Here is a 25,297-nt window from a genome sequence, read left to right as displayed (position 1 = left end):
GACGTCGTGTCGGCGTCGAGCGCGCGTCGGCGGTGCGTGCCGTGCGTAGGATGGGGCGGTGAATCGGAAGATCCTCCTCGACGTCGATACGGGCATTGACGACGCCCTCGCCATCCTGACCGCGGCGGTCTCCACCCGAGTGGATCTGGTCGCCTGCACCACGACGTGGGGCAACGTCGACGTCGACACGGCCGCCCGCAACACGGCGACGCTGCTCGAGTTGGCCGACGTCGACGGCGTTCCTGTCGCGCGAGGTGCCGAACGCCCGCTGCGGGGCGGCACGCCGGAGTACGCCGCTCACGTGCACGGCACCGATGGGCTGGGCGGATTCGGTGACACCGGAGCGGCACCGTCGTTGGCGGACGAGACAGCCGTGGAGATGATCCTGCGGCTCAGCCGTGAGCACTCGGGCGATCTGCACATCGTGGCGGTGGGGCCGCTGACCAACCTCGCGCTGGCGCTGGAGGCTGATCCGACGCTGCCGGAGCGAGTGCCGGAGGTGACGGTCATGGGCGGGGCCTTCCTTGCGCCCGGCAACAAGACACCGGTCGCAGAGGCGAACATCGCCAACGATCCGGACGCGGCGCAGCGCGTGATCGACGCGGCGTGGTCGTGCACGTTCGTCGGGCTCGACGTGACGATGCGCGACATGCTGACCGAGCAGCACCGCGAGGTGCTCTCCGCCGGAGGCGACATCGGACGATTCTGCTCCGACATCCTCGACTACTATTTCGATTTCTACCTCGGGGAGACGGGTCGCCGCTGCGCAGGCAACCATGACGCCCTCGCGCTGGGGGTGGCATGCGGGGATGCTGAGGTGCGCACGGCGCCCGCCGTTCCGCTGGTGATCGACACCACGGACGGCCCGGGTCGCGGCCAGACCATCGCCGATCTGCGCGGCATCTACCGCGGCTGGCCAGACGCGACCGACGCCCGTCATCGTGTCGTGCTCGAGGTCGAGCCCGGCTACGCCGATCGGATGGCGCGGCTCCTCGCCGCCGCATAGTCGGGAGCGGGCGCCTGAAGGAGTTCCCTGCATCGGCGAAGGCAGGTACTGTCGATCCCCATGAGTGTGAAGCGGATGGACAACGTCGCCGTCATCGTCGCGGACCTGGATGCGACCATCGAGTTCTTCGCGGAGCTCGGCCTCGAGCTGGAAGGGCGCGGTCACGTCGAGGGTCCGTGGGTCGAGGGCGTGATCGGAGTCGACGGGGCGCGCTGCGAGATCGCGATGATGCGCGCCCCCGACGGCGGCGCAGCCGTCGAGATCACCCGTTTCGAGCATCCGGACGTCATCAAGCCGACGCCGTCGGAGCCGCAGGTGAACACGCTCGGACTGCACCGGATGATGTTCGCCGTCGACGACATCGACGACACCGTCGCGCGGCTGCGTGCCAGAGGGGCCGAGCTGCTGCGCTCGGTGGAGCAGTACCAGGCCTCGTATCGGTTGTGCTATCTGCGCGCCCCGGAGGGCTTCATCATCGCGCTCGCCGAGGAGCTCTGACGCGGCCGCCGAGATGCGCACTTCTGCGACGAGAGCGGGTCAGGATCGGCGCATCTCGGTGATAGGTGCGCATCTCGGCAGCCTGGGCAGGGTCAGGAGCGGTGGGCGGTGTACTGGTCTCGGATGACCGGTCGGGGGTCGGTGGCGGGGTCGGCGAGCAGACGCACGGGCCATGACGGGCGCTCGCCGGTCAGCGCCCACGCCGCCTGCAGCGCGGCGCCGGTGGCGACGTACTCACCCGGTTCGGGGCGCGTGACGGGGGCATCGAACACCTGAGCGGCGATCGCCGCGACGGCGTCGTTCTGCGCAGCACCGCCGATCAGCAGGATCCGCTCGGCGGTGACGCCGTGCCGACGCACGGCGTCGAGCCCCTCTGCGAGGCCGCACAGCACGCCCTCGATGGCGGCGCGGGCCAGGTTCTCCCGCGTCGTCGAGGCGAGCGTCATGCCGAACAGCGTCGCCGTCGCGTTCGGCAGGTTCGGCGTGCGCTCACCCTCGAACCAGGGCTGCAGCACGAGGCCGCTCGAGCCCGGCTCAGCGGAGAGTGCGAGGCGTGCCAGCTCCGCATGGTCGACGCCCAGCAGACGGGCGGTCGCATCGAGCACTCGCGCGGCGTTGATCGTCGTCACCAGCGGCAGGTATCGTCCGCTCGCGTCCGCGAAGCCCGCCACGGTGCCCGAGTCATCGCGTACCGCCACGTCGGTGACGGCGATCACCGTGCCGGATGTGCCGATCGAGACGACCACGTCTCCTGCGCCGGCGCCGAGGCCGAGAGCCGCGGCGGCGTTGTCTCCGGCTCCCGGCGCGACGCGCATGCCGTGGGGACCGGACACCGACTCGTCTGGTGCGAGCACGCGAGGCAGGACCACGTCGGCGGCGTCTCGGCGCAGCGCGCGCGAGAGCAGATCGCGGTCGTACTCACCGGACACCGGATCGAAGTAGGCGGTCCCGCTCGCCTCCGAGCGGTCGGTGACGAGCTCGCCCAGCACGGGGCCGAGCTCCGACTCGTCGGAGGGCCCGTATCCGCGCAGGCGCCAGGTCAGCCAGTCGTGCGGGAGCGCGACGGCGGCGATCCGGGCCGCGTTGTCCGGCTCGTTGTCAGCCAGCCAGCGGAGCTTCGTCGCGGTGAACGACGCAACGGGCACCAGCGACGTGCGCGCCGCGTATTCGTCGCGACCGACCTCGGCGATGAGATCCTCCGCTGCGCCGGCCGAGCGGGTGTCGTTCCACAGCAGCGCCGGCCGGATGACGCGGCCGTCCTCGTCGAGGGCGACCATGCCGTGCTGCTGGCCGCCGACGGCCACCGCGTCGACGTCGTCGAGTCCGCCCGCCTGCTCGAGCGCGGTCAGGAACGCGTCCCACCACGCCCGCGGGTCGACCTCTGTCCCATCCGGATGGGAGGCCCGCCCCTGGCGGACCACCGTGCCGGTCTCGAGGTCGCGGATGATCAGCTTGCAACTCTGCGTCGAGGAGTCCACACCTGCAACAAGGCTCATGGCTCCCAAGCCTACCCGGATGGGAGCCCCCGGTACGGCCACGTGAGTCCGGAGGCTACTCTTTCAAGCGCACCAGTCGTTCGTGGCCCGACTCGGACAGCTCGGCGATGTCGTCGCGCGCACGGAGGAATGCGTTGAAGGATCGGAAGCCGAGGCCCTTCTCACTGAAGGACGGGTCCATTCTGCGCATGTGCTGCTTCACGGCCGAGGCATGCAGCCACTCCGCGTCGTCGTTGGTGTCGCGGCCGCCCAGCTCGAGGGCGCGCTGGAGCAGTCTGGTCGCCGATTCGACGGGATCCGGCTCCGGTTCGTCCGGCAGCTTGCGGCGCCGGCGCTTCGGCTTCGTCTCCTCGACCGGGGCATCGGGCTTCGCCTCCTCGCTCTTCGCTGCAGGGCGCTTGCGGGCCGGTTTCTCGGGGACCGACACTCCGGGCAGCGTGTCATATGCGTCGAACTCGTCGCACGCGGCAGCCAGAGACTTGGCGGTGGACCCGGCCACACCGACGCCGACGACGTGGCGTCCCAGCCGCCTGACGCGCTGCGCGAGCGGCACGTAGTCGCTGTCGCCGCCGACGATCACGACGTGGGTGAGATCGGGCAGCCGGAACATGTCTTCGACTGCGTCGACCGCGAGCCGGATGTCTGCGCCGTTCTTCGCGTACGCGGCCGCGGGGAACAGCTGCACGAGATCGACGGCGCGGGCCACGAGCTGCTGCCGGTAGTCGGCGTTGACCGGAGACGACCAGTCGGCGTATGCCCGCGTGAGCACGAGCGTGCCGAACGAGGCGGCATAGTCGATGATCGCGCCGACGTCGATCGTCGCCAGCTGCAGCCGTTCGGCGATCTCCGCGTCCGTGGGGTCGTCGGCGATCTTCGCGCGGTCCTTCGAGTACGAGTTGCGCCCGTGCACTCGGTCGTACCAACTCATCACGATGTTGTCGAAGTCGAGGTACACCGCAACGCGAGGATCAGCCATGCCCCGAGCCTAGCCCCCTGCCGGTTCCCGAGCCGATTCTTCATTTCTGGCACGAATCCGATGCGGTGACCACCCGGATGTGTGCCAGAAATGAAGAGTCGCGGGTGTCAGGGGGTCTCTGTGGGGTAGCGGAGGCCGATCTGGGCCCGGATGTCGTCGAGGGCGCCCATGATCGCGACCGTCTCGTCGATGGGGAGCAGATCTCCGGTGAGGTCGCCCGCTGCGGCGCGCTGCTCGGCCGCGATCGCCTGGAACTGCATGCCGCGTCCGTCGTAGGTGGAGGAGTAGCTCTCGATCACCGTCCTGTCCGAACTGATGTGACGGAACGAGGTGGCGGTGTAGAACGCGCCGTCGATGTCGATGCGACCTTTCGTGCCGACGATGCTCGCGGTCGAGGGCCCCGCGGCGCGCGAGGACGAGAACGTCGTGGAGATCGCGCCCGACGGGTGCTGCATCACCGTTGCGACCTCGGTGTCGGCGCCGGTCTCCCCGAACCGCGCCGTCGCCTTGATCGAATCCGGAGCGCCCAGGATGTCCCACGCGAACGAGATCGGGTAGATGCCGAGGTCGAGCAGCGCGCCTCCGCCCAGCTCCAGGGCGTTGATGCGGTGCGCCGGGTCATCCGCGAGCTTCTGAGTGTGGTCGGCGAACAGGCCCCGGATCTCGCCGAGGTCCCCGGAAGCGACGATCTCGCGGATGCGCTGCATGTGCGGCAGATAGCGCGTCCACATCGCCTCGGTGACGACCAGCCCGCGCTCGGCCGCGAGATCGCGCAGCGTCTCCGCCTCGGAACGGTTGAGGGTGAACGGCTTTTCGACGATGACGTGCTTGCCGCCTCGCAGCGCCAGCTCCGCGTTCTCGAGATGCATCGGGTGCGGTGTGCCGACGTAGATGATGTCGACGTCCGGATCGGCTGCGAGCGCCTCGTACGAGCCGTGCGCATTCGCGATGTCGAAGTCGCGAGCGAACGCGATCGCCCCCTCGACGGACCGCGATCCGACGGCGCGCAGGTCGAGCCCCGCTGTGCGCAGGTCGGCCGCGAACAGTCGCGAGATGTTGCCCGTTGCGAGAATGCCCCATCGAAGTCCGCTCATGGCATCGAGCCTACTGGGCCGCAGCGTCGAACGCGTGCTCAGGCGATGGCTCTGGCCGTCAGAAGGCGGCCAGGGCCTGCTGCAGGTCGGCGATGAGCTCCGACGGCTCTTCGAGCCCGACCGAGAGTCGGATCGTCGCGAAGGAGATGCCGGCGGACGCGAGCTGGGTGTGCGTCATATGGTTGTGGGTCATCGTCGCCGGGTGGCAGGCGAGGGTGCGGGCGTCGCCGATGTTCGCCACGATCCGGATGACCTTCAGCGCATCGATGACTCGCTCGGCGCGGGCGTAGTCCGCCTCGTCGTCGCCCGTTCCTGCGAGGTCGAACGCGAACACGCTGGGGGAGCCGGCGGGCAGGTGCTGCTCGGCCAGTTCGTGCCACGGGTTGTCTTCGAGCCCCGGATGATGCACAGCCGCGACGGCGGGGTGGGAGGCGAGGTACTCGGCGACGGCGAGTCCGGATGACGCGTGCCGGGCGACGCGCAGATTCAGCGTCTCGATGCCGGACAGGATCTGGAAGGCGTTGAACGGGCTGATCGCCGGCCCGAGGTCGGCGACGTACTTCGACTTGATCAGCGTCGTGAGCGCCGCCTCCCGTCCGAACGCCTGCCACAGCGGCACGCCGCCGAAGCGGAAGTGCGGCTCGGTCAGATACGGCCACTTCTCGGGCTCCGCGCCGAAGTCGAACGTGCCGAGGTCGACGACGACGCCGCCGAGAGAGGTGCCGTGACCGCAGAGGAACTTCGTGGCCGAATGCACGACGACGTCGGCGCCGAGTTCCTTGGGACGCTGCAGCACGGGTGTGGCCACGGTGCTGTCGACGACCAGCGGAACTCCGGCCGCGTGGGCGATCTCGGCGACGGCGGGCATGTCGAGCACCTGGGCGACCGGGTTCGCCACACCTTCGGCGAAGAAGGCCCGGGTCTCGGGGCGCACGGCGGTGCGCCACGCATCGAGGTCATCCTGGTCGACGAGCGTCACCTCGATGCCGAAGTCGGCGAATGTGTCGCAGAACAGATCGACGGTGCCGCCGTAGAGCTGGTTCGAAGCAACCACGTGACCGCTGCGGCCGGCGAGAGCGAGCACCGCGACGGTGGTCGCCGCCTGGCCCGAACCCGTCGCGGCAGCAGAGACGCCGCCCTCGAGCGCCGCGACGCGCTGTTCGAGAACCGCCTGGGTGGGGTGTGCGTTGCGGCTGTAGATGAACCCCTTCTCGCGCAGGGCGAACCGATCGCGCGCCTCGCGCAGGCTGCGGAACTGGTACGCGGAGCTCTGGTGGATCGGCACGGCGACCGTCTGCTGCGCGACGGCGCCCGGCACGTAGCCGGCGCCCAGCTGGTCGGTGACGAAACCGGCTGGCAGGTGCGACGATTCCTCGGTGCTCACGGGATCATCCTCTCAACCGACTGCATGAACCCCCAACCATCCGTCACGGACGGAAATACGCGGACTGCTCAGGTGCGGGAGATCGCTGCTATGCCTCTGTCTGAGGGCGTTCTTCCGCACCTGAGCCACGAGGCCCGCTTCTCAGGGAATGATGAGTAGCTTGCCAGCGGCTCCGGTGGCGATGGCGCGGTGCGCGTCGGCGGCGCCTGCCAGATCGAAGCGCTCTCCGAGCTCGACGCTGAACGCGCCGGCCGCCAGCAGCGCCAGCGCCACGGGCAGCGCCTCGGCGCGCCAAGCGAGCTGCTGATCGGTGAGCGGTTCGGGGGAGCCGCCGCTGAAGGCCCGGATGCCGAGACCTGCCGCCTTCGCCCCGGAGACGATCGTCGCGATCCTGGAGGTGTCTGCGAGCAGCTCGAGCGACTGGGCCAAGGCCTCGTCTGAGCCGAAGCAGTCGAAGATCGCGGTGACCTCGCCGACGCCCCGCACGCGCTCGACGAGACCGTCGCCGTAGCGCACCGGAATCGCGCCGAGCGCGGCCACGCGGTCGGCGCGCCGCTCGCTGCAGGCGGCGATCACGCGCGCGCCCGAGGCGGCCGCGAACTGGATCGCCGCCTGACCCACAGCGCCGGAGCCGCCGTGGATGAGCAGGGTGTCGTCGCCGCGGACTCCGAGGGAGCGCACGCCCTGGTAGGCGGTGCCGGCTGGGATGCCCAGCGCGGCTCCCTGCGCTGCCGTGACGCCCGCCGGTCGGGCAGCGACCTTCTCGGCGGCGATGGCGATGTCCGTCGCATACGCGCCGGCCGCCCAGCCGAACGCGACGGGATCGCCGACGCGGAACCCGTCGACTCCGTCGCCGACGGAGGTGATGTGTCCTGCGCCGTCCGCGCCGACACCGCGCGGACCGTCGAACGGGCCGGAAGGGCGCACACCCGCGCGCAGCTTCGCGTCGATCGGGTTCACACCGGCCGCCGTCACCCTGATGGTGACCTCGCCCGGCCCAGCCACCGGATCTGGAACCTCGTTGACCACGAGAACTTCCGGACCGCCGAGCTGTGAGTACTGCACCGCCTGAGTCATGGCACCGAGCCTACCGACCGCCGGTGCGTGACGCAGTCGATCTGCCGATGTGCGGGACGTCGAGGTGCGGAGCACCGGGCGAGGTCACGGGGCGGCGGCATCGACTGCGTCGTGTCGGGGACGGCGGCAGGAACGGTACCGGCCCATCCGGAACGCCCGCGGAGGGGCGCCGGATGGGCCGGTGGGGACGGTCGCGGGATCAGAACCCGTCGATCGCGGCGTTCAGCGTCGCGGACGGGCGCATGACCGCAGCGGCCTTCGCATCATCCGGGCGGTAGTAGCCGCCGATATCGCTGGGCCGACCCTGCACCTCGAGCAGTTCGTCGACGATCGTCTGCTCGTTCGCGGCCAGGCTCTCGGCGAGCGGAGCGAACGCGGCGGCCAGCTCGGCATCGCCGGTCTGCTTCGCCAGCTCCTGCGCCCAGTAGAGCGCCAGGTAGAAGTGCGAGCCGCGGTTGTCGATCGTGCCGAGTCTGCGGCCGGGCGAGCGGTCGTTCTCGAGGAACGATGCGGTGGCGGCGTCGAGCGTGTCGGCGAGGATCTGCGCCTTGGCGTTGTCCGTCGACTGCGCGAGGTGCTCGAACGATGCCGCCAGCGCGAAGAACTCGCCGAGCGAGTCCCAGCGCAGGTAGCCCTGCTCGACCAGCTGCTGCACGTGCTTCGGCGCAGAGCCGCCTGCACCGGTCTCGAACAGGCCGCCGCCGGCCATCAGCGGCACGATCGACAGCATCTTCGCAGACGTGCCGACCTCGAGGATCGGGAACAGGTCGGTGTTGTAGTCGCGCAGCACGTTCCCGGTCACCGAGATGGTGTCGAGGCCCTGGCGGATGCGCTCCAGCGAGAACGTCGTCGCCTCGGCCGGGGCCATGATCCGGATGTCCAGGCCGTCGGTGTCGTGCTCGATCAGGTACTCGTTCACCTTCGCGATCAGGTTCGCGTCGTGGGCGCGGTTCTCATCGAGCCAGAACACGGCAGGGGTGTTCGACAAGCGCGCACGCGTGACGGCGAGCTTCACCCAGTCCCGGATCGGGGCGTCCTTCGTCTGGCAGGCGCGCCAGACATCACCGGCGGCGACCTCGTGGCTGATCACGACGTCGCCCGTCGCGGTCACGATGCGCACGGTTCCGGCTGAGGCGAGCTCGAACGTCTTGTCGTGCGAGCCGTACTCCTCGGCCTTCTGCGCCATCAGACCGACGTTCGGCACCGTTCCCATCGTGGTCGGGTCGAGCGCGCCGTTGGCCTTGCAGTCGTCGATCGCGGCCTGGTAGACGCCGGCGTAGGAGGAATCGGGGATGACGGCGAGGGTCTCCGCCTCGTTGCCGTCGGGTCCCCACATCTTGCCGCCGCCTCGGATCATCGCCGGCATCGAGGCGTCGATGATGACATCGCTCGGCACGTGCAGCCCTGTGATGCCCTTGTCGCTGTTGACCATCGCAAGCTCGGGGCCGTCCGACATCCGCGCCTCGAACGCGGCCCTGATCTCCGCGCCGCCCTGCACCCCCTCGAGCCCGGCGAAGATCGTGCCGAGTCCGTCACGGGCGCGCAGCCCGGCAGCGGCGAGTGCCTCGCCGTGCTCGGCGAACACGGGCGCGAAGTACGCCTCGACGACGTGACCGAACAGGATGGGGTCGCTGACCTTCATCATGGTGGCTTTCAGATGTGCAGAGAACAGCACACCGTCTGCCTTGGCCGCCTTGACCTGCTCGGCGAGGAATGCGTCGAGCGCGGCGACGTTCATGTACGTCGCGTCGATGACCTCACCGGCGAGCACCGGGAGCGTGTCCTTGAGCACCGTGACGGTGCCGTCCTCTGCGACATGCTCGATTCGGAGCGTGTCAGCGGCGGGGGAGACGTACGACTTCTCGTTCGAGAAGAAGTCGTCGCTGCCCATCGTCGCGACGCGAGTCCTGCTGTCTGCGCTCCACTCACCCATCCGGTGCGGGTGCGCCTTCGCGTACGACTTCACGGCGCCCGGTGCGCGGCGGTCGCTGTTGCCCTGGCGGAGCACGGGATTCACAGCCGATCCCTTGACGCGGTCGTAGCGTGCGGCGATGTCGCGCTCGTCTTCGGTCTGCGGGTCCTCCGGCAGGTCGGGCAGGTCGAACCCTGCGGCCTGCAGCTCGGCGATCGCGGCCTTCAGCTGCGGGGAGGACGCCGAGATGTTCGGCAGCTTGATGATGTTCGCCGCGGGATCGTTGGCGAGGTCGCCGAGCTCCGAGAGCGCGTCGCCGGTGCGCTGCTCCTCCGTGAGACGCTCGGGGAACTGCGCGATGATGCGGCCGGCGAGCGAGATGTCGCGGGTCTCGAACTCGACTCCGGCCTTCTTCGCGTACGCCTCGATGATCGGCAGCAGCGAGTAGGTCGCCAGCAGCGGCGCCTCGTCGGTGTGGGTGTAGATGATGGTGGACATACGCGTGGCGCTCCAGTGATCGGGGATATGCCGGGGGCGAGCCTCGAAGTGTGAGGTTCTCTCGACTTCAAGATACCTGAGCGTCGCGGGCGTTTTCCCTCGACGGGATGAACGACCGGATGCGCGGCTGTGCGCAGCCCATGGGTTCCGCTCCCGCAGCGGCTGTGCGGCTATGCGGCTGTGGAAGCCGTGCGGGTGCGGCGCGGGTGCGCGGCCGGTGCGAAGAAGACTGCGATCGCGACCAGACCCAACACGACGATGAGCGCTCGCCGGAGCCCGAACTCCTCGCCGATCAGCCCGAGCATCGGCGGGCCGACGAGGAAGGCCACGTACCCGATCGTCGCGGCGAACGCGACGCGGGCCGCCGTGTTCTCATCGCCGTCGCCCGCGGCGGAGAGTGCGACCGGGAACCCCAGCGAGGCTCCCAGGCCCCACAGCACAACCGCAGCGCCTGCGGCGAGCTGATGATCGACGAAGACGACGACGGTGATCCCCGTGGCACCGAGGATCGAACTCGCGGCGAGCACCGCGACGCGGCCGAATCGATCGACGAACCTGCCGCCGATGAACCTCCCGAGTGTCATCGACGCCGCGAAGACCGCGTACATCGCCGAGCCGAGCTCGGCGTCGAACCCGTGCCCGTCGACCATCACGAGCGGCAGCCAGTCGTTCGCCGTGCCTTCGGCCATGGCGAGGGCGAGGATGATGACGCCGATCAGAAGCAGGTTCCCGTCGCGCCAGACGGGGCGACGAGAGGGAGCGTGCTGCATCGCCTCGGCGGAGACCGCTCGACCGACGCCGTCGGGGATGAACCTGATCGACGCGGCGAGGGCGACCAGGACGACGACGGCGACGACACCGAGATGGACTGCGACGGGAAAATCGGTCGCCGTCAGCGTCATGCCGACGACGGCGCCCAGCACCGTGCCGAGGCTGAAGAAACCGTGCACGAGCGGTAGGAAAGCCCTGCCGAGCGACTTCTCGACCTCGGCGCCGTCGACGTTGAGCGCGATCTCACCGCCGCCCATCCCGAGCCCGAACAAGCCGAGGCCGATGCCGACGAGCGGTCCGTGGCCGAGCGCGGCGCCGATGCCGACGAGTGCGACTCCGGCGGCGACGCAGGCCGTACCGAGCGCGATGACGATGCGTGTTCCGAAGCGGGCGACGAGCGGTCCGGACGACAGGATGCCGATCATCGACCCGATCGACAGGCCGAACAGGATGAACCCCATCTGCGCGGTCGAGGCTTCGACCAGGTCGCGTACGTCTGGGGTGCGCGTGACCCACGACGAGATGCCCACGCCTGGAAGCGCGAACAGCACGAAGAGCGCATTGCGGCGGCGCAGCACGGCAGGGTTCAACAGGACTCCGATCGACAAGGGTGCGTACAATCGTACACACTTTGCGAATCCTCTGCGCACCTGCCATGGTGAACGAATGGCAGGCACTCGCAAGAGCGTTCCGAATGACCCTGACCGTCGCGAGAGGATTCTCGACGGAACCCTCGACGTGGTCGCCGACGTCGGCGTGCACGCGACGACGCACCGCCGTATCGCGGAGGCGGCAGGGGTGCCGTTGGGGTCGCTGACCTACCACTTCGACGGACTGCACGACATCCTGGCGAGCGCATTCGCGCGACTGTCGGAGACGATGTCCGTGACCTACGCCGACATCGTGGCGAGCGCTGCATCGCCGGCCGATGCTGAGGCTGCAGTCGTCGACCTCATCTGCGGTCCGGTCTACGCCGAGCCGCGCGAGATGGTGCTGATCTTCGAGATGTATGCGTATGCGAACCACAACCCGGCCGTGGCCGAGACCACGCGCAGATGGCTGCTGCGCAGTCGGGAGAGCCTGATGATGCACTTCCCCGAGCCGGTCGCGCGCGCCCTCGACGTGCTGATCGAGGGGTGGCCGATGCATCGCACCTTCGAACGGACGCCGCTCGATCGCGCGCTGGTCGCCCAGACCGTGCACGCACTCGTCGCGGGCGGCGGGGACGGCGCGCGGACTGAGGCAGTCCGCGCGCCGCGCCGATCCGCTTGAGTGCGGCCTTTCAGCTGCTCTTGCGCATGGCGCGCACTCCTACGAGCAGACCGACGGCGGCGAGAGCGAGCGCCGCAACGCAGCCCCACAGCACCGGAGCCGTGGCGATGTCGCCGGCGATCAGCGCGCGCTCCGCCTGGACGACCCAGTTCACCGGGTTGGCGACCGCGACTGCCTGCATCCACTTCGGTCCGTCATCGAGCGGCAGAAGCATGCCCGACAGGATCAGCAGCGGGAACAGCAGCGTCTGCTGCACGCCCCAGAACAGCCACTCGCGATCCTTCGTCTGCAGTGCGAGTGCGTACGACAGCGAGCCGAGACCGACGCCGAACACCGCCAGCAGAGCGAGGCCGATCACGAGCCCGAGCACGTCGATCGAAACGCCGAAGGGCAGCGCGATGACGATCACGACGAGCGCCTGCACCACGATGGGCGCGATCTCCTTGAGCGCGCGGCCGATGAGCAGCGACGAGCGCGCGAGTGGTGCGACCAGGGTGCGTTCATGCGAGCCGGTCATCATCTCGTACTGGAGATTCGATCCGGTTGCCCCTGTCCCGAAGAGCACGATCATCACGAGCACGCCCGGCACGAACCACACCAGGGTCTCTGCTGCCGGCTGCCCTGACTGCCCGATCAGGAGCGGCGCGAACAGACCCAGGAACACGAGCGGCTGCACCAGGCTGAAGATCAGTGAGAACGGGTCGCGCAGGACCGGCTTCAGCTCCCGGGTGAGAACGTTCCAGGTGTCACGCGCGAGATCGACACGCACGCTGGTATCGGCCTGCGCCGTCTGCGTCTGGGTGGTCATCGCTGCGTTCCTTCTGTGAGGGGCTCCTCGGTGGAAGCATCCTGTCGCTGGTGGTCTGTCGCTTCGTCTTCGCCTGCCTCGCGCAGGGTGCGGCCGGTAAGGGCGAGGAAGACGTCGTCGAGGGTGGGCGGAACTCCTGTCGCCCGCTCTGCCCGGATGCCTTCCGCGTCGAGCGCGCGCACGGCTCGGGGAAGCAGGGCGTCGCCGTGCGGTGCCGTCAGGGCGATGGTCGCCGTGGCTTCGCGCCGCACTTCGCGGCCGGACAGCTGCTGTATGACGGAGACGGCGGCCGAGGCATCCGCTTCGCTGCCGAACCCGAGGGTGATCAGGTCGCCGGTGAGGTCGGCCTTGAGCCGTGCGGCCGTGTCGTCGGCGATGACCCGCCCCTTGTCCATGACCATCACGCGTTCGGCGAAGCGGTCGGCCTCCTCGAGGTAGTGCGTTGTGACGAAGATCGTCGTGCCGTGCTGCGCGCGCAGGTCGAGGATGTGCTGCCAGAGATTCGCGCGGCTCTGCGGATCGAGACCCGTCGACGGTTCGTCGAGGAAGAGCAGCGGGGGCGAGTGCATGAGTCCGAGTGCGATGTCTAGGCGGCGCTTCTGGCCGCCTGAGAGCTGCTGCACCGACTGGTTCGCGAAGCTCGCGAGGCCGAGCGATTCGATGAGGTCGTCGGCGCGAGAGCGTGATGCCGGCTTGGACATGCCGTAGAACGCGCCCTGGCTGAGCAGCTCGTCGCGGGCGCGCTGCGCGAAGCTGCCGCTGGTGAGCTGCCCGACGTAGCCGATGCGTGCTCGGACGTCGGCGGGGCGCTGCCGTACGTCGAAGCCGACCACGCGGGCGGAGCCGGATGTCGGTGCCTCCAGGGTCGTGAGCATGCGCAGGCTGGTGGATTTTCCTGCCCCGTTGGGGCCGAGGAATGCGACGAGCTCGCCGCGGGCGACCTCGAAGGTGAGGTCGGTGACCGCCTCGACGGTCTTCTTCTTGACGGTGAAGTGCTTGGTGAGTTCGTGGGCTTCGATGATCGGTTCGTTCGCCATGACAACAACGCTAGAAGTCAATGCGGACAGATTCGGTCCTCAATGTCGGGCACCATGGCAGTATGGCCGACACCACGACGCGAGCACTTTCGCTTCTGAACCTGCTGCAGACTCACCGGCACTGGCCGGGTGCCGAACTGGCGCAGCGTCTGGGCGTGACCGAGCGCACGGTGAGACGCGATGTCGAGCGGTTGCGCGATCTCGGCTACCGCATCGAGTCCATGCCTGGCGCGGCAGGCGGCTACCGCCTCGAAGCAGGCAGCGCGGTGCCACCGCTTCTGCTCACAGACGAAGAGGCCGTCGCGATGGCGATCGGGCTGCGCGTCGCCGCGAACGGGCGGCTGGTGAGCGGCCCTGAGACGACCATCACGGCACTCGCGAAGCTCGAGCAGGTGCTGCCGGCTCCGCTGCGCCGGCGAGTGAATGCGCTGGCTGAAGCGGTGCAGCCCGCCGGCCTCCGCCCGGGTGCACCGGTGTCGGGTGCGGTGCTCGGCGAACTGGCGCTGGCATGCCGCGATCATGAGCGCGTGCGCTTCACCTATACGGCGGCCTCGGGAGCGGTCACGAGACGACGGGTGGAGCCGCACGCGCTTGCGCCGGCCGAACGGCACTGGTATCTGCTGTGCTGGGACGTCGACAAGGACGACTGGCGCACATTTCGCGTCGATCGGCTCACAGACGTCGAGCACACGCGCGTGCTGTTCTCACCGAGACCGCTGACACCCGAGGAGATCGACGAGTTCATCCTGGTGGCGCGATCGTGGGTGCGGCAGCCGGTCGAGGCGGAGGTCGTGATGGGGCTCCCGTTCGCGACGATGCGGGACTACTTCGGGCAGTGGGGGCAGAGTGCCGAGCCAGAGGGGGAGTCGCACACGCGGTGGCAGGTCGGCGGAGCCGATTTCCGCGAGACGATGTACGGCCTCTCCTGGATTCCCGAAGGCGTCGAGTACACCACCGATCTGCCGGAACCAGGGCGCGCGCAGCTGCGCGAGGTGCTCGCGCGGATGCTGCGCGCACTCGACGCGCCGCCCCCGCCGAGCCGCACCGATGGCCTGCGGTGAGCTCTGCGTGCGGCGCGTCAGCCCCGCAGCGCCTTCTGGATGCGCTGCACCGAGATCGTCTCGGATGTGCCCAGGCGCTGGGCGAACAGGCTCACGCGCAGCTCCTCGAGCATCCAGCGGGCCCTGACGACGCGCCCGGGCGATCCTGGTGCGAGCGGGATCTCGCCTCCGGCCTCGTCGTAGACCGCGCGGGCCTTCTCGTACTCCGTCATCCACTGCCTGTCGCGCCCCGGATGATCCGGGAGCGTCTCGAGGCGCACCAGGATGCCCTCGAGGTAGCGCGGGAGATGTCGCAGTCGGTCCAGTCCCGTGGAAAGCACGAAGCCCTTCGGCAGCAGGGCGTCGAGCTGGCCGCGTGCGTCGTTCAGCGCCCCGAGAAGCGCCATCGAGTTCGCCTTCTTCATCGCGCGCTCCGCATCGCGTGCGATGGCGAGGACGCGCGCGACCAGCGCCGTGGTCTCGATGACGCGGTCGACGGAACCTCGTGAGACATCGTCGCGCACCTCCTCGAACGCCGCGCGAGTGCGCACCTCGCCGTGCCGGTCGATCGCCTCGTCGGCCACGGCGGCGAGGCAGTCCTCGATCACGGCTTTCGGCGAAGGGTACGGCGACGCTGCCAGAACCAGCTTCTCGTTCTGCGTGAGGTGCTCCTGCACGTACGACACCGGCGAGGGCACGGTCAGCAGAATGAGCCGCCGCAGCCCCGCCCGCGTCAGCTGTGCCGCGCTCTCGGCCGTCGTCTCGACCCGCACGGCGACGGACTGCTTCTCGTCGACGAGAGCGGGGTAGCCGCGCACGATGCCGCCGGCGACCTTCTGATCGACCCGCTCCGGCAGGTCGCCGAACGTCCAATCGGTCAGTCCCTGCTTTTCGACGGCCTGAGCGCTTGCGGCCTGCGCCACGGCATCCGGGCCCTTGCCTCCCGTGCGATCGGCACGCGGGCCCCGTTCGATCTGGCGGACCACGGAATCGCGTGCCTTCGAGGCGAGCGTGCGCTGCAGTTCGTCGAGGTCACGACCCGAACCTGCTGTGCGGCCTCGGGCGTCGACGACGCGGAACGACATCTTCAGGTGCTCCGGCACCCGCTCCGTCTCGAACGCATCGGCGGCGACGGGCTGATTCGCCTGCTGCTGCACGAGCCGCGCCAGCGACTCGGCGAGCGACTGCGGGGGCAGGCCGTCGTGGTCCTCCGGGCCCGAACCGGCAAGCTCGGCGGAGAGCCGCTCCGCCCAGTCGGCGGCCGGCACGACGTGTCGCCGGATGGCTTTCGGCAGCGCCCTGAGCATGGCGGTGACGAGCTCGTCGCGCATGCCGGGAACCTGCCAGTCGAAGCCGGCGTCCTCGACCGAGGCGAGCAGCGCGAGCGGTATGACGGCGGTGACGCCGTCATCGGGCGCGCCGGGCTCGAAACGGTAGGCGAGCTGGAGCGTCTGATCGCCCTGGCGCCACGCCGTCGGGAAGTCGCGCGCATCGCTGGACGCCTCGTCGTCGAGCAGGTGCTCCTCGCGCATCGTGAGCAGGTCGGGCGTCGTCTTCAGCTCATCGCGCCACCAGGCCTCGAAGCTGCGCACGTCGAAGATCTCGGCGGGCACGCGCTGGTCGTAGAAGCCGTACACGGCCTCGTCGCCCGCGAGGATGTCACGGCGCCGTTCGCGCTCCTCGACCTTCTCCAGTCGCCGGCGCAGCTCGGTGTTCTGCCGCAGGAACTTCGTCACGGGTTTCGGCAGCAGCGTCGGATCCCACTCGCCCTCGACGAGCGCGTGCCGGATGAACAGCTCGCGCGAGGCCGCCCTGTCGACGCGCGCGAACCGGATGCGCCGACGCGGCACGATCTCGACGCCGTACAGCGTCACCTTCTCGAATGCGACGGCGGCGCCGGAATCCTTCGACCAGTGCGGCTCGGACACCTGTCGCTTGACGAGGTCGCCGGCGAGGTCCTCTGCCCATGCCGGGTCGATCCTGGCGACGGTGCGCGCGAACAGGCGCGAGGTCTCAACGAGCTCCGCCGCCATCACCGCCTTCGGCTTGGCCTTCTTCAGGCCGGACCCCGGGAAGATCTGGAACGACACATTGCGCGCGCCGCGGTAGGCGGCTCCGCGGCCTCGGTCTCCCTTGCGCGTCTCGCGTTCGTCGAGCACGCCGATCTGTGAGAGCAGGCCGGCCAGCAGCGCACGGTGGATCTCGTCGCCGCGCGGGTGCCCGCCCTCTGCGCTCCCCGACGCCGCTCGCTGCCCCGGTGATGAACTCCGGCGGCCGCGCTCGTCGTCGAGGTCGCGCGTGAGCGAGCGCAGCTGCCTGTGCACGTCGAACCACTCGCGCACGCGCACATAGTTGAGGAACTCGGCGCGCACGAGCCGCCGGAAGGCGCTCGAGCCCAGTTCGCGCTGCTTCTCGCGCAGGTGGTTCCAGAGATTGAGCAGCGTGAGGAAATCGCTCGTCGGATCGACGAACCGCGCGTGCGCCTGCTGGGCCTGCTCGCGCTGCTCCTCCGGGCGCTCGCGCACGTCCTGGATCGACAGGCCGGCCACGATGGCGAGCACATCGTCTGCGACGCCCGAGCGCGCAGCCTCCACGAGCATTCGGGCGAACCGCGGATCGATCGGCATCCGCGCGATGCGTCGGCCGGTCTTCGTCAGGCGGGGTCCGCCGCCGCGTCCCATCGACACGGCACCGAGCTCGACCAGCAGGTCGAACGCCGCCTTCACACCGCGCGAGTCCGGCGGAGTGAGGAACGGGAACTCGGCGATATCGCCGAACCCGAGCGACAGCATCTGCAGCACGACCGACGCGAGCGAGGTGCGCAGGATCTCCGGATCGGTGAACTCCGGTCGCTTGTCGAAATCGTCGTGAGCGTAGAGCCGGATGGCGATGCCGTCGCTGGTGCGGCCGGCACGGCCGGAGCGCTGCTGCGCCGAGGCCTGCGAGACCGGCTCGATCGGCAGGCGCTGCACCTTGGCGCGGTTCGAATAGCGCGAGATACGCGCCGTTCCCGCATCGACGACGTACTTGATGCCCGGCACCGTCAACGACGTCTCCGCGACGTTCGTGGCGAGCACGATGCGGCGCCTGACACCCGCGACGCGCGACTTCTCGAACACCCGATGCTGTTCCGCAGCGCTCAGCCTGCCGAACAGCGGCAGCACCTCGGTGGGTGCGGGGCCGGAGCGGAACGCTCCCTCCACCGCATCACGGGCATCGCGGATCTCCGCCTCGCCAGGCAGGAACACCAGCACGTCTCCCGGCGGCTCGCGGTCGAGCTCTCGCAGCGCCTCTACGATCGCCTGCACCTCGTCGTCGGCGTCGTAGTGCCGCTCGTCGACATCCGGAGCGTCGTCCGCCCGCCCGTCGTCGGCATCCGGGGCATCGTCCTTCCGTGCGAAGGGGCGGTACCGGATCTCGACGGGGTAGGTGCGACCGGAGACCTCGACGATGGGGGCGGGCTCGCCTGACGGGTCGGCGAAGTGCGCGGCGAACGACTCGGGATCGATTGTGGCCGAGGTGATGATCACCTTCAGATCCGGCCGTTCCGGCAGGATGCGCCTGAGATAGCCGAGCAGGAAGTCGACGTTGAGCGAGCGCTCGTGGGCCTCGTCGATGATGATCGTGTCGTAGCGGCTCAGCAGCCTGTCGCGGTGCACCTCGTTCAGCAGGATGCCGTCGGTCATCAGCGCGATCTGGGTCTCGGGGGAGACCTGATCGGTGAAGCGCACCTTGTACCCGACGAGGCCGCCGAGGGGCACCTGCATCTCCTCTGCGACGCGCTCCGCGATCGTGCGTGCGGCGAGGCGGCGCGGCTGCGTGTGCGCAATCGAGGTGCGGCCGAGCTCGAGGGCGATCTTCGGCAGCTGGGTGGTCTTTCCGCTGCCGGTGGCACCGGCGACGATGACGACCTGGTGGGAGCGGACGGCCTCGGCGATCTCGTCGCGCGCGGCGCTGACCGGCAGCTCCGGGGGATAGACGATGACGGGCGCGGCGGAGGACATAGCCCTCCAGTCTATTCCGGATGATCGACGCTCCCGCGGGGACACCGCGCCGTTCATGTTCCGGTCGAACCGCCGCTGGGGATCGTATGCCGCGATACCGGCGACAGCCGGGCGAAGCGGTCATAGGCTGGTGGCATGACTGTTCCCAGCGTGAAGCTCAATTCCGGCTACGACATCCCTCAGCTCGGCTTCGGTGTGTTCCTGGTGCCGGCCGATGAGGCGGAGAAGGCGGTCTCCGAGGCGCTCGAGGTCGGCTACCGCCACATCGACACCGCGGCGATCTACCGGAACGAGGAGGGCGTCGGCGCGGCGATCGCGTCCAGCGGTGTCCCGCGCGATGAGCTCTTCGTCACGACGAAGCTGTGGAATGACCAGCAGGCGGGGGAGAAGCCGCACGACGCCATCCGGTCGAGCCTCGACAAGCTCGGTCTCGACCACGTCGACCTGTACCTCACGCACTGGCCGACGCCGGAGCGCGACACCTACTCGAATGCGTGGCAGAAGCTGATCGAGATCCGCGACGCGGGGCTGACTCGCTCGATCGGCGTCTCCAACCACCTGCCGGAGCACCTCGACCGGCTCGTCGCAGATACCGGCGTCGTGCCAGCCGTCGACCAGATCGAGCTGCATCCAGCCCTTCAGCAGTCGAACGTGCTGGCGTGGGCCGAGAGCAACGGCATGAAGATCGAGTCGTGGGGCCCTCTCGGCCAGGGCAAGTACCCGCTGTTCGAGCACCCCGCGGTGACGGCGGCCGCCGAGGCGCACGGCGTCACCCCGGCGCAGGCTGTGCTGCGCTGGCACCTGCAGCGTGGTTTCATCGTGTTCCCGAAGTCGGTGCGCAAGGAGCGCATGGCGGAGAACTTCGACGTGTTCGGCTTCGAGCTGACGGCATCGGAGATCGAGCAGATCAACGCGATCGACCCCGGCGACGGCTCCGGCCGCGTCGGGTCGCATCCGCTCGAGTTCAACTGATCCTCTCGCCCCGAGGGCCGGTCATCCCGTTCAGGGGTGACCGGCCCTCGGCGCGTCTGCGAGCCGGATCATGCCGACGCGCTATGCGGCCAACGCTGCTCTGGCTGAATCCGCATCGGTGATGACGACGTGGCAGAGTCCGGAGCGGAGCGTCGCGAGCACGGCCTGAGTCTTGCTGGGGCCGCCGCCGACACCGACTGCGAGGGGCGTGCGTCGGATCTGGTCCGAGGTGATGCCGACCATGCGCCCTTCCGGCGCAGGGACCTCACGGCCGTCGGCATCTAGCAGAACTCCGCCGATCTCGCCGACGATGCCGCGGCCCATCAGCTCATCGAGCATGCCGAGCTGCTGCACGAGCTCGGCGAGCAGGGAGGATTCGGGCCAGCCGCCGATCGTCATCACGGCCTTCGTCAGGTGATCGAAGCGTCTGATCGTCTGTTGAACCGCGGGATGGCTCGTGATGGCCTGGGCAGGCACTTCAGAGATGATCGGCGCGTAGAGCGGGTAGGTGCCGCCGCCGGCGACCCTGCCCAGATTCGTCACCGATTCTGCACCGTCCTCCGTTCGCGCCGTCCCGACGCCCGTGAGCTGCACGACATCCAGATAGGGCATGCGGTTGACGAGTCGAGAAGCTGCGACGAGCGTGCGCCCGGGGGAGAGACCGAGCACATCGTCATCGACCGCGTTCTCTTCGAGGTAGCGCGCCGTGACGCGGGCGATGACGTTACGAGCCAGCGCCTCGTCCGGGCCCGGTGTGTGCACTGCGAACGCCGAACGGAGTCCGAAACGCTCCGCCAGGCGACCGGACAGTTCCACGTCCACCGGTGACTCGATGGTGGCTCTGACATCGATCAGCCCATCGGACCGTGCGCGCTTCACCATGCGCGAGACGGTGAAGCGCGATATCCCCAGCTCGTCGGCGAGATCGTTGATCGAGCGTCCGGCTCCGAGATTCTCCAGCGCGACGTACGCGTGGAGCACCTGCTGCTCAACGCCGAGTGATGTGCTCATATGTGCAGGTATAGCACACCTATGTGCGGTCGTGGTTCTGTTGTGGACGGCACTGAGATGCGCACCTTCCGAACCAGCGCACTCCTGCACGACCGTCCAAAGGAGGACAGCTCATGAAACGCCAGATACACAGCAGAGCACTTCGGCGCCTCATCGCCGTGACCGCAGGCGCAGGAGCAGTGGCGCTGCTCGCCGGTTGCGCAGGCGGCGGGTCACAGCAGGGACCGGAGACCGAACTCGACGGTTTCGACTGGAAGAACTTCGAGGGCACCGAACTCAACCTGCTGATGAGTGAGCATCCGTTCTCGAACGCCATCAAGGAGCGGATTCCGGAGTTCGAGGAGCTGACCGGAGTCGACGTCAATCTCGAGACGCTCACCGAAACCGACTACATGGTGAAGCTGCTCACGGAGCTGCAGTCCGGCGCGGGAAGCTACGACGCCTTCATGACCTCGCAGCCGATGAACTTCCAGTACGCGGCAGCCGGGTGGATCGAGGACCTGCAGCCGTGGGTCGAAGACGACACACGGACGGCGCCCGACTGGGACTTCGACGACTTCTACCCTGCGCTCATCGACTCGCTTCGGTGGGACAAGACGGAGTTCGGCGGTGCGGGCGAGGGGGAGCTGTGGGCCGTCCCGGTCAACGAGGAGGGCTACTCGCTGTTCTACCGCACCGACATCCTGGAGGAGTTCGGCATCGAGCCGCCCGAGACCATCGACGAGCTCATCTCGGCGGCGTCGGAACTCGATGGGGAAACGTTCGACGGCAAGGAGATCTCGGGTTTCGTCAGCAGAGGGGACAAGACGTATCCGACGCTGAATCCGTTCTCGACCTTCGTGCTCGGCCACGGTGTTCAGGACATCGTGGACGGCAAGGCGGGTGTGAACTCTCCGGAGGGCATCGCCGCCGCGGAGGACTGGGTCGAGCTCATGCAGTACGCCCCGGATGCCGCGAGCACCTACACGTGGTACGAGGCGCAGCAGGACTTCATCGCAGGAAACGCCGCGATTTACATCGATGCGGACCACATGGCTCCGGACTTCGAGAAGAGCGCGATCGGCGGCAAGGTCGGCTACGGGCTTCCTCCCGAAGGGCCGGCGGGACGCGGATCGAGCATGTGGGTCTGGTCGCTCGGCATGAACGCCGACTCGTCGAACAAGGATGCGGCATGGCAGTTCATTCAGTGGGCATCGTCGAAGGAGTCCCTCACGGAGGCGATCTCTGCGGGCAACATGAACCCGACGCGCGTCTCCGTCGGTCAGGGCGACGAGATGGCCGCGGCGACTGAGGAATGGGGGGACTACAACGCGATCTGGCAGGAGATCCTGTCGGATCACGCCGAGTGGGCGTACACGCCGTCCGCCGCCTGGCCCGAGGTCGGAGACATCTGGACGACGGAGCTGCAAGCCGCAGTGCTCGACCAGAAGACGGTCCAAGAAGCGATGGACGACGCTGCTGAACAGATCGACCAGCTGATCGAAGAATGAGCGAGTTCGGCGGCGGCCGCGCATGCGGACCGCCGCCGAACTCCCTCGAGAGGCACATCATGAAGCACAAGCCCTATCTTCCCTACCTGCTTGCTCTGCCAGGACTCGCGGTCCTCATCGCGATCCTCTACCCGTTCTTCACCGGCGTGTACTGGTCGTTCACGTCGTACCGCCTCACCAGGGGTGATCCGAAGCCCAACTGGGGCGAGAACTACGTCGACCTGTTCACCACCGGCGACGGGTGGCACGCGATCGCGATCACACTGACCTATGCCGTGACCGCCGTGGTCGTCGAGGTCGTGCTGGGCACGCTCATCGCACTTGCGCTCAACCACGGCCGCTACGGCAGCTACTTCCGCATTCTGATCGTGCTTCCGCTCCTGATGCCGCCGGTGATCGCGGCTCTGATGTGGAAGGTGATGCTGACAGAGAACGGCGTCACGAACTGGATGATCGAGGCGCTCGGCGGCACCAGGCTGCTCTGGTTCAACGGGCCGGACACCGCACTGCTCACCTGCATCCTGATCGATGTGTGGCTGTACACACCGTTCGTCGTACTGCTGATGCAGGCAGGGCTGAAGAGCGTGCCGACGGAGCTGCGCGAGGCGTCGGCGGTGGATGGCGCCAGCAACTTGCGGCACTTCTTCACGATCACGCTTCCGCTCACGATCCCGGTCCTGGTCGTCGTGATCGCGTTCCGCGGAATCGACTCGCTGAAGATGTTCGACGTCATCTACACCACCACCAAGGGCGGCCCGGTCGATGCGACGACGAACCTGCACGTGCTGGCGTACCTCGACGGCATCCGGAATCTGAACTTCGGAGCGGCGATGGCGGCGCTCGTCGTGCTCTGGATCATCTGCTACGTGCTCTCCTATGTCCTGCTGAAGGCTCGACGGAAGGAAATCTCCGCATGAGTACCGCTACCGACCGCACGATCACGATTCCCTTCCGCGGCCAGAGCTCGCGCAGGTCGCGCCGCGCGACGGGGCACACGCTCGTGATCATCGGGCTCAGCGTGTGGACGATCTTCACGCTCGCACCCATCGCCTGGATCCTGCTGATGTCGTTCAAGACGCCGGATCAGATCGTCTCGAACCCGCCATTGTTCTTCTTCGCCCCGACGCTGGAGAACTACATCGAGGTGTTCAGCGGACCCGAGTTCCTGACTCCGTTCGTGAACTCGCTGATCGTCACGGGCGGTGCGCTGCTCGTGACGCTCGTGATCGGGCTTCCCACCGCCTACGCGCTGGCGCGGTTCACGTTCAAGGGCAGAGAGAACATCGGCTTCGGCATCCTGTCGCTGCGCTTCGCGCCGGAGCTGCTCGTGATCCTGCCGCTGTATCTGATCTTCCAGCAGACGGGGCTGGCGAACAGCTACCTCGGCCTGATCCTGGCGTATCAGATCGTGACGCTGCCGATGCTGGTCTGGATGCTGCGATCGTTCATCGAAGACCTGCCAGGCGAACTCGAGGAGGCCGTCGCCGTGGACGGCGGTTCACGCTGGACGGCGTTCCGCCATGTGATGTTCCGTCTCATCGCGCCGGGCCTCGGCGCTAGTCTGATGCTGTCGTTCATCTGGGCGTGGAACAACTACACACTGCCCCTGGTGCTCTCCGGGCGGGAGACGCAGGTCATCACGACCGGGCTCCAGCAGTACGTCGGATATCAGGCGATCGAGTGGGGTCCCATGGCAGCCGCCACGATCATCTCGATCCTGCCTGGCGTGCTGTTCGCGATCTTCTCGCTTCGTTGGATCGTCGGCGGGCTGACCGCCGGCACTGTCAAGGGGTAGCCCGAGAGCGCCCGCAATCCGTTCGCATCAAAGAGAAAGAAGGACCCCATGACGAACGCCTACCCGAGCACCATGGCGGCCTCGGTGCTCACCGAGCCGCGCAAGGTCGAACTGCAGCGGGTGCCCGTGCCCGAACTCGGCCCGAACCAGGTGCTGGTCAAGGTCGAGGCCGTCGGCGTCTGCGGTTCGGACACTCACTTCTACGAGAGCGGCAACGTCGGCGACATCGTGGTGGACGGTCCGATCGTTCTCGGCCACGAATCGGCCGGCAGCATCGTCGCCGTGGGATCGGACGTCTCGCCCGACCGCGTCGGCGACCGCGTCTCGGTCGAGCCGCAGACCGTGTGCCGACGCTGCGAGTTCTGCAAGCAGGGCGAGTACCACCTCTGCCCCGACGTCAAGTTCTACGGCGCCTATCCGTGCGACGGATCGTTCGCCGACTACGAGATCATCGACGACGACTTCGCCCACACCATCCCCGACTCGATGACGTTCGAACAGGCGGCGATGGCCGAGCCCGTCTCTGTGGCCGTGCATGCCAACCGCAAGGGCCGCGTGACGGCCTCGTCTCGCGTGCTCATCACCGGCGCGGGACCGATCGGCGTGCTCAACGCGCAGGTGGCGCGCGCATTCGGCGCCACCGAGATCGTCATCAGCGACCCCGTCGAGAACCGCCGCCGCTTCGCTCTCGAGCACGGCGCAACCGAAGCCGTCGACCCGACCGAGGCCGACTTCACCCAGTGGGACAGGCACTTCGACGTGTACATCGATGCCTCGGGCAACGGACGCGCCATCACCCAGGCGCTGCCGACCATCCGGCCAGGCGGCATCGCCGTGCTCGTGGGCATGGGAGGCGACTTCCTGGAGCTGCCGATCGCGATGCTGCAGCACCGCGAGGTGATGGTGACGGGAACCTTCCGCTACGTGAACACGTGGCCGACGGCGATCGACCTGATCTCGTCCGGCACCGTCCAGGTCGATCCGCTGGTCACCGGCCGCTTCGGCCTCGACGGCGCCGAGGAGGCGCTGCTGAAGGCCAAGACCGACCCGCAGGCGATCAAGACGATGGTGATCCCCTCGCTGACGGGCTGACGCGCGCGGGTGTGACCCGCGCAGGCATCGCGAGATGCGCACTTTTCGGACATCGGGGCGTCAG

General features: G+C 68.4%; 20 protein-coding genes. 9 read left to right on the top strand and 11 right to left on the bottom strand.

The window, feature by feature from the left end; genetic code table 11:
- The first annotated feature begins 58 nt into the window (after positions 1-58).
- Together DZG09_RS12900 and DZG09_RS12895 are read left to right on the top strand one after the other, a co-directional pair.
- Positions 59-1,006 carry a nucleoside hydrolase gene (locus DZG09_RS12900; RefSeq protein ID WP_119698162.1) on the top strand — a complete coding sequence of 316 codons (948 nt, stop codon included), beginning with the start codon at positions 59-61 and terminating at the stop codon, positions 1,004-1,006.
- Between the two features lie 60 nt (positions 1,007-1,066).
- Positions 1,067-1,504, top strand: a complete 438-nt coding sequence (locus tag DZG09_RS12895) for a VOC family protein (RefSeq protein ID WP_205529174.1) — start codon at positions 1,067-1,069, stop codon at positions 1,502-1,504.
- Between the two features lie 92 nt (positions 1,505-1,596).
- On the opposite strand, the gene xylB is transcribed toward DZG09_RS12895, so the two are convergent.
- The 7 genes from xylB to DZG09_RS12860 form a co-directional block, all read right to left on the bottom strand.
- A complete protein-coding gene (xylB, locus tag DZG09_RS12890; RefSeq protein WP_119698160.1) occupies positions 1,597-3,000 on the bottom strand; it encodes a xylulokinase in 1,404 nt (467 codons plus the stop codon).
- A gap of 55 nt (positions 3,001-3,055) precedes the next feature.
- Positions 3,056-3,976, bottom strand: coding sequence for an NYN domain-containing protein (locus DZG09_RS12885; RefSeq protein WP_119698159.1), 921 nt, complete (start codon positions 3,974-3,976; stop codon positions 3,056-3,058).
- A gap of 107 nt (positions 3,977-4,083) precedes the next feature.
- The gene (locus DZG09_RS12880) at positions 4,084-5,070 is read right to left on the bottom strand and encodes a Gfo/Idh/MocA family protein (protein WP_119698158.1); all 987 of its coding nucleotides are present in this window, start codon (positions 5,068-5,070) and stop codon (positions 4,084-4,086) included.
- Between the two features lie 58 nt (positions 5,071-5,128).
- Positions 5,129-6,454 carry an O-acetylhomoserine aminocarboxypropyltransferase/cysteine synthase family protein gene (locus DZG09_RS12875; protein WP_205529173.1) on the bottom strand — a complete coding sequence of 442 codons (1,326 nt, stop codon included), beginning with the start codon at positions 6,452-6,454 and terminating at the stop codon, positions 5,129-5,131.
- A gap of 141 nt (positions 6,455-6,595) precedes the next feature.
- Positions 6,596-7,531, bottom strand: a complete 936-nt coding sequence (locus tag DZG09_RS12870) for an NADP-dependent oxidoreductase (RefSeq protein WP_119698308.1) — start codon at positions 7,529-7,531, stop codon at positions 6,596-6,598.
- Positions 7,532-7,730: 199 nt separating this feature from the next.
- Positions 7,731-9,941 carry an NADP-dependent isocitrate dehydrogenase gene (locus tag DZG09_RS12865; protein WP_119698157.1) on the bottom strand — a complete coding sequence of 737 codons (2,211 nt, stop codon included), beginning with the start codon at positions 9,939-9,941 and terminating at the stop codon, positions 7,731-7,733.
- 170 nt (positions 9,942-10,111) lie between these two features.
- Positions 10,112-11,302 (bottom strand): MFS transporter, encoded by a 1,191-nt coding sequence (locus tag DZG09_RS12860; protein ID WP_119698307.1) that lies wholly within the window; start codon positions 11,300-11,302, stop codon positions 10,112-10,114.
- Positions 11,303-11,378: 76 nt separating this feature from the next.
- Between DZG09_RS12860 and DZG09_RS12855 the strand changes: the two genes are divergently transcribed.
- Positions 11,379-11,984, top strand: coding sequence for a TetR/AcrR family transcriptional regulator (locus DZG09_RS12855; RefSeq protein WP_119698156.1), 606 nt, complete (start codon positions 11,379-11,381; stop codon positions 11,982-11,984).
- 10 nt (positions 11,985-11,994) lie between these two features.
- Here the strand turns inward: DZG09_RS12855 and DZG09_RS12850 are convergent, their stop codons facing one another.
- Positions 11,995-12,792: an ABC transporter permease gene (locus tag DZG09_RS12850; RefSeq protein ID WP_119698155.1), complete on the bottom strand. Its 798-nt coding sequence runs from the start codon at positions 12,790-12,792 to the stop codon at positions 11,995-11,997.
- Complete coding sequence (locus DZG09_RS12845) at positions 12,789-13,829, bottom strand: ABC transporter ATP-binding protein (protein WP_119698154.1); 1,041 nt, start codon at positions 13,827-13,829, stop codon at positions 12,789-12,791. The genes DZG09_RS12850 and DZG09_RS12845 overlap by 4 nt, the downstream gene beginning before the upstream one ends.
- Before the next feature lie 62 nt (positions 13,830-13,891).
- Between DZG09_RS12845 and DZG09_RS12840 the strand changes: the two genes are divergently transcribed.
- Positions 13,892-14,890 carry a helix-turn-helix transcriptional regulator gene (locus DZG09_RS12840; protein ID WP_119698153.1) on the top strand — a complete coding sequence of 333 codons (999 nt, stop codon included), beginning with the start codon at positions 13,892-13,894 and terminating at the stop codon, positions 14,888-14,890.
- Between the two features lie 17 nt (positions 14,891-14,907).
- On the opposite strand, the gene hrpA is transcribed toward DZG09_RS12840, so the two are convergent.
- On the bottom strand, positions 14,908-18,873 hold the full coding sequence (gene hrpA, locus DZG09_RS12835) for an ATP-dependent RNA helicase HrpA (RefSeq protein WP_119698152.1): 3,966 nt from the start codon (positions 18,871-18,873) through the stop codon (positions 14,908-14,910).
- A gap of 135 nt (positions 18,874-19,008) precedes the next feature.
- On the opposite strand from hrpA, the gene DZG09_RS12830 reads away from it, so the two are divergent.
- Positions 19,009-19,845, top strand: coding sequence for an aldo/keto reductase (locus DZG09_RS12830; protein ID WP_119698151.1), 837 nt, complete (start codon positions 19,009-19,011; stop codon positions 19,843-19,845).
- Between the two features lie 81 nt (positions 19,846-19,926).
- On the opposite strand, the gene DZG09_RS12825 is transcribed toward DZG09_RS12830, so the two are convergent.
- On the bottom strand, positions 19,927-20,856 hold the full coding sequence (locus DZG09_RS12825; protein ID WP_119698150.1) for a sugar-binding transcriptional regulator: 930 nt from the start codon (positions 20,854-20,856) through the stop codon (positions 19,927-19,929).
- A 113-nt stretch (positions 20,857-20,969) separates the two neighbouring features.
- Between DZG09_RS12825 and DZG09_RS12820 the strand changes: the two genes are divergently transcribed.
- The 4 genes from DZG09_RS12820 to DZG09_RS12805 are packed head-to-tail and all read left to right on the top strand — an operon-like array spanning position 20,970 to position 25,233.
- Complete coding sequence (locus DZG09_RS12820; protein WP_119698149.1) at positions 20,970-22,346, top strand: ABC transporter substrate-binding protein; 1,377 nt, start codon at positions 20,970-20,972, stop codon at positions 22,344-22,346.
- Positions 22,347-22,405: 59 nt separating this feature from the next.
- Entirely contained in the window at positions 22,406-23,263 is an 858-nt protein-coding gene (locus DZG09_RS12815; RefSeq protein ID WP_162893312.1) for a carbohydrate ABC transporter permease, read from the top strand.
- Positions 23,260-24,141 carry a carbohydrate ABC transporter permease gene (locus DZG09_RS12810; protein ID WP_119698147.1) on the top strand — a complete coding sequence of 294 codons (882 nt, stop codon included), beginning with the start codon at positions 23,260-23,262 and terminating at the stop codon, positions 24,139-24,141. The genes DZG09_RS12815 and DZG09_RS12810 overlap by 4 nt, the downstream gene beginning before the upstream one ends.
- A 48-nt stretch (positions 24,142-24,189) precedes the next feature.
- Positions 24,190-25,233: an NAD(P)-dependent alcohol dehydrogenase gene (locus tag DZG09_RS12805; protein WP_119698146.1), complete on the top strand. Its 1,044-nt coding sequence runs from the start codon at positions 24,190-24,192 to the stop codon at positions 25,231-25,233.
- Positions 25,234-25,297: the final 64 nt, after the last annotated feature.

This window comes from Microbacterium halotolerans (assembly GCF_003569805.1).
Lineage (GTDB): Bacteria > Actinomycetota > Actinomycetes > Actinomycetales > Microbacteriaceae > Microbacterium > Microbacterium halotolerans.
The sequence above is the reverse complement of the archived record's forward strand: the minus strand, read 5'-3'. Positions and strand labels throughout refer to the sequence as shown.

Bases quoted from the DNA above. Each gene is read 5' to 3' on its own strand.
- DZG09_RS12845 (WP_119698154.1), bottom strand. From the start codon at position 13,829: ATGGCGAACGAACCGATCATCGAAGCCCACGAACTCACCAAGCACTTC.
- DZG09_RS12805 (WP_119698146.1), top strand. From the start codon at position 24,190: ATGACGAACGCCTACCCGAGCACCATGGCGGCCTCGGTGCTCACCGAG.
- DZG09_RS12820 (WP_119698149.1), top strand. From the start codon at position 20,970: ATGAAACGCCAGATACACAGCAGAGCACTTCGGCGCCTCATCGCCGTG.
- DZG09_RS12895 (WP_205529174.1), top strand. From the start codon at position 1,067: ATGAGTGTGAAGCGGATGGACAACGTCGCCGTCATCGTCGCGGACCTG.
- DZG09_RS12865 (WP_119698157.1), bottom strand. From the start codon at position 9,941: ATGTCCACCATCATCTACACCCACACCGACGAGGCGCCGCTGCTGGCG.
- hrpA (WP_119698152.1), bottom strand. From the start codon at position 18,873: ATGTCCTCCGCCGCGCCCGTCATCGTCTATCCCCCGGAGCTGCCGGTC.
- DZG09_RS12830 (WP_119698151.1), top strand. From the start codon at position 19,009: ATGACTGTTCCCAGCGTGAAGCTCAATTCCGGCTACGACATCCCTCAG.
- DZG09_RS12880 (WP_119698158.1), bottom strand. From the start codon at position 5,070: ATGAGCGGACTTCGATGGGGCATTCTCGCAACGGGCAACATCTCGCGA.
- DZG09_RS12855 (WP_119698156.1), top strand. From the start codon at position 11,379: ATGGCAGGCACTCGCAAGAGCGTTCCGAATGACCCTGACCGTCGCGAG.
- DZG09_RS12850 (WP_119698155.1), bottom strand. From the start codon at position 12,792: ATGACCACCCAGACGCAGACGGCGCAGGCCGATACCAGCGTGCGTGTC.
- DZG09_RS12840 (WP_119698153.1), top strand. From the start codon at position 13,892: ATGGCCGACACCACGACGCGAGCACTTTCGCTTCTGAACCTGCTGCAG.
- DZG09_RS12810 (WP_119698147.1), top strand. From the start codon at position 23,260: ATGAGTACCGCTACCGACCGCACGATCACGATTCCCTTCCGCGGCCAG.
- DZG09_RS12870 (WP_119698308.1), bottom strand. From the start codon at position 7,531: ATGACTCAGGCGGTGCAGTACTCACAGCTCGGCGGTCCGGAAGTTCTC.
- DZG09_RS12825 (WP_119698150.1), bottom strand. From the start codon at position 20,856: ATGAGCACATCACTCGGCGTTGAGCAGCAGGTGCTCCACGCGTACGTC.
- DZG09_RS12885 (WP_119698159.1), bottom strand. From the start codon at position 3,976: ATGGCTGATCCTCGCGTTGCGGTGTACCTCGACTTCGACAACATCGTG.
- xylB (WP_119698160.1), bottom strand. From the start codon at position 3,000: ATGAGCCTTGTTGCAGGTGTGGACTCCTCGACGCAGAGTTGCAAGCTG.
- DZG09_RS12815 (WP_162893312.1), top strand. From the start codon at position 22,406: ATGAAGCACAAGCCCTATCTTCCCTACCTGCTTGCTCTGCCAGGACTC.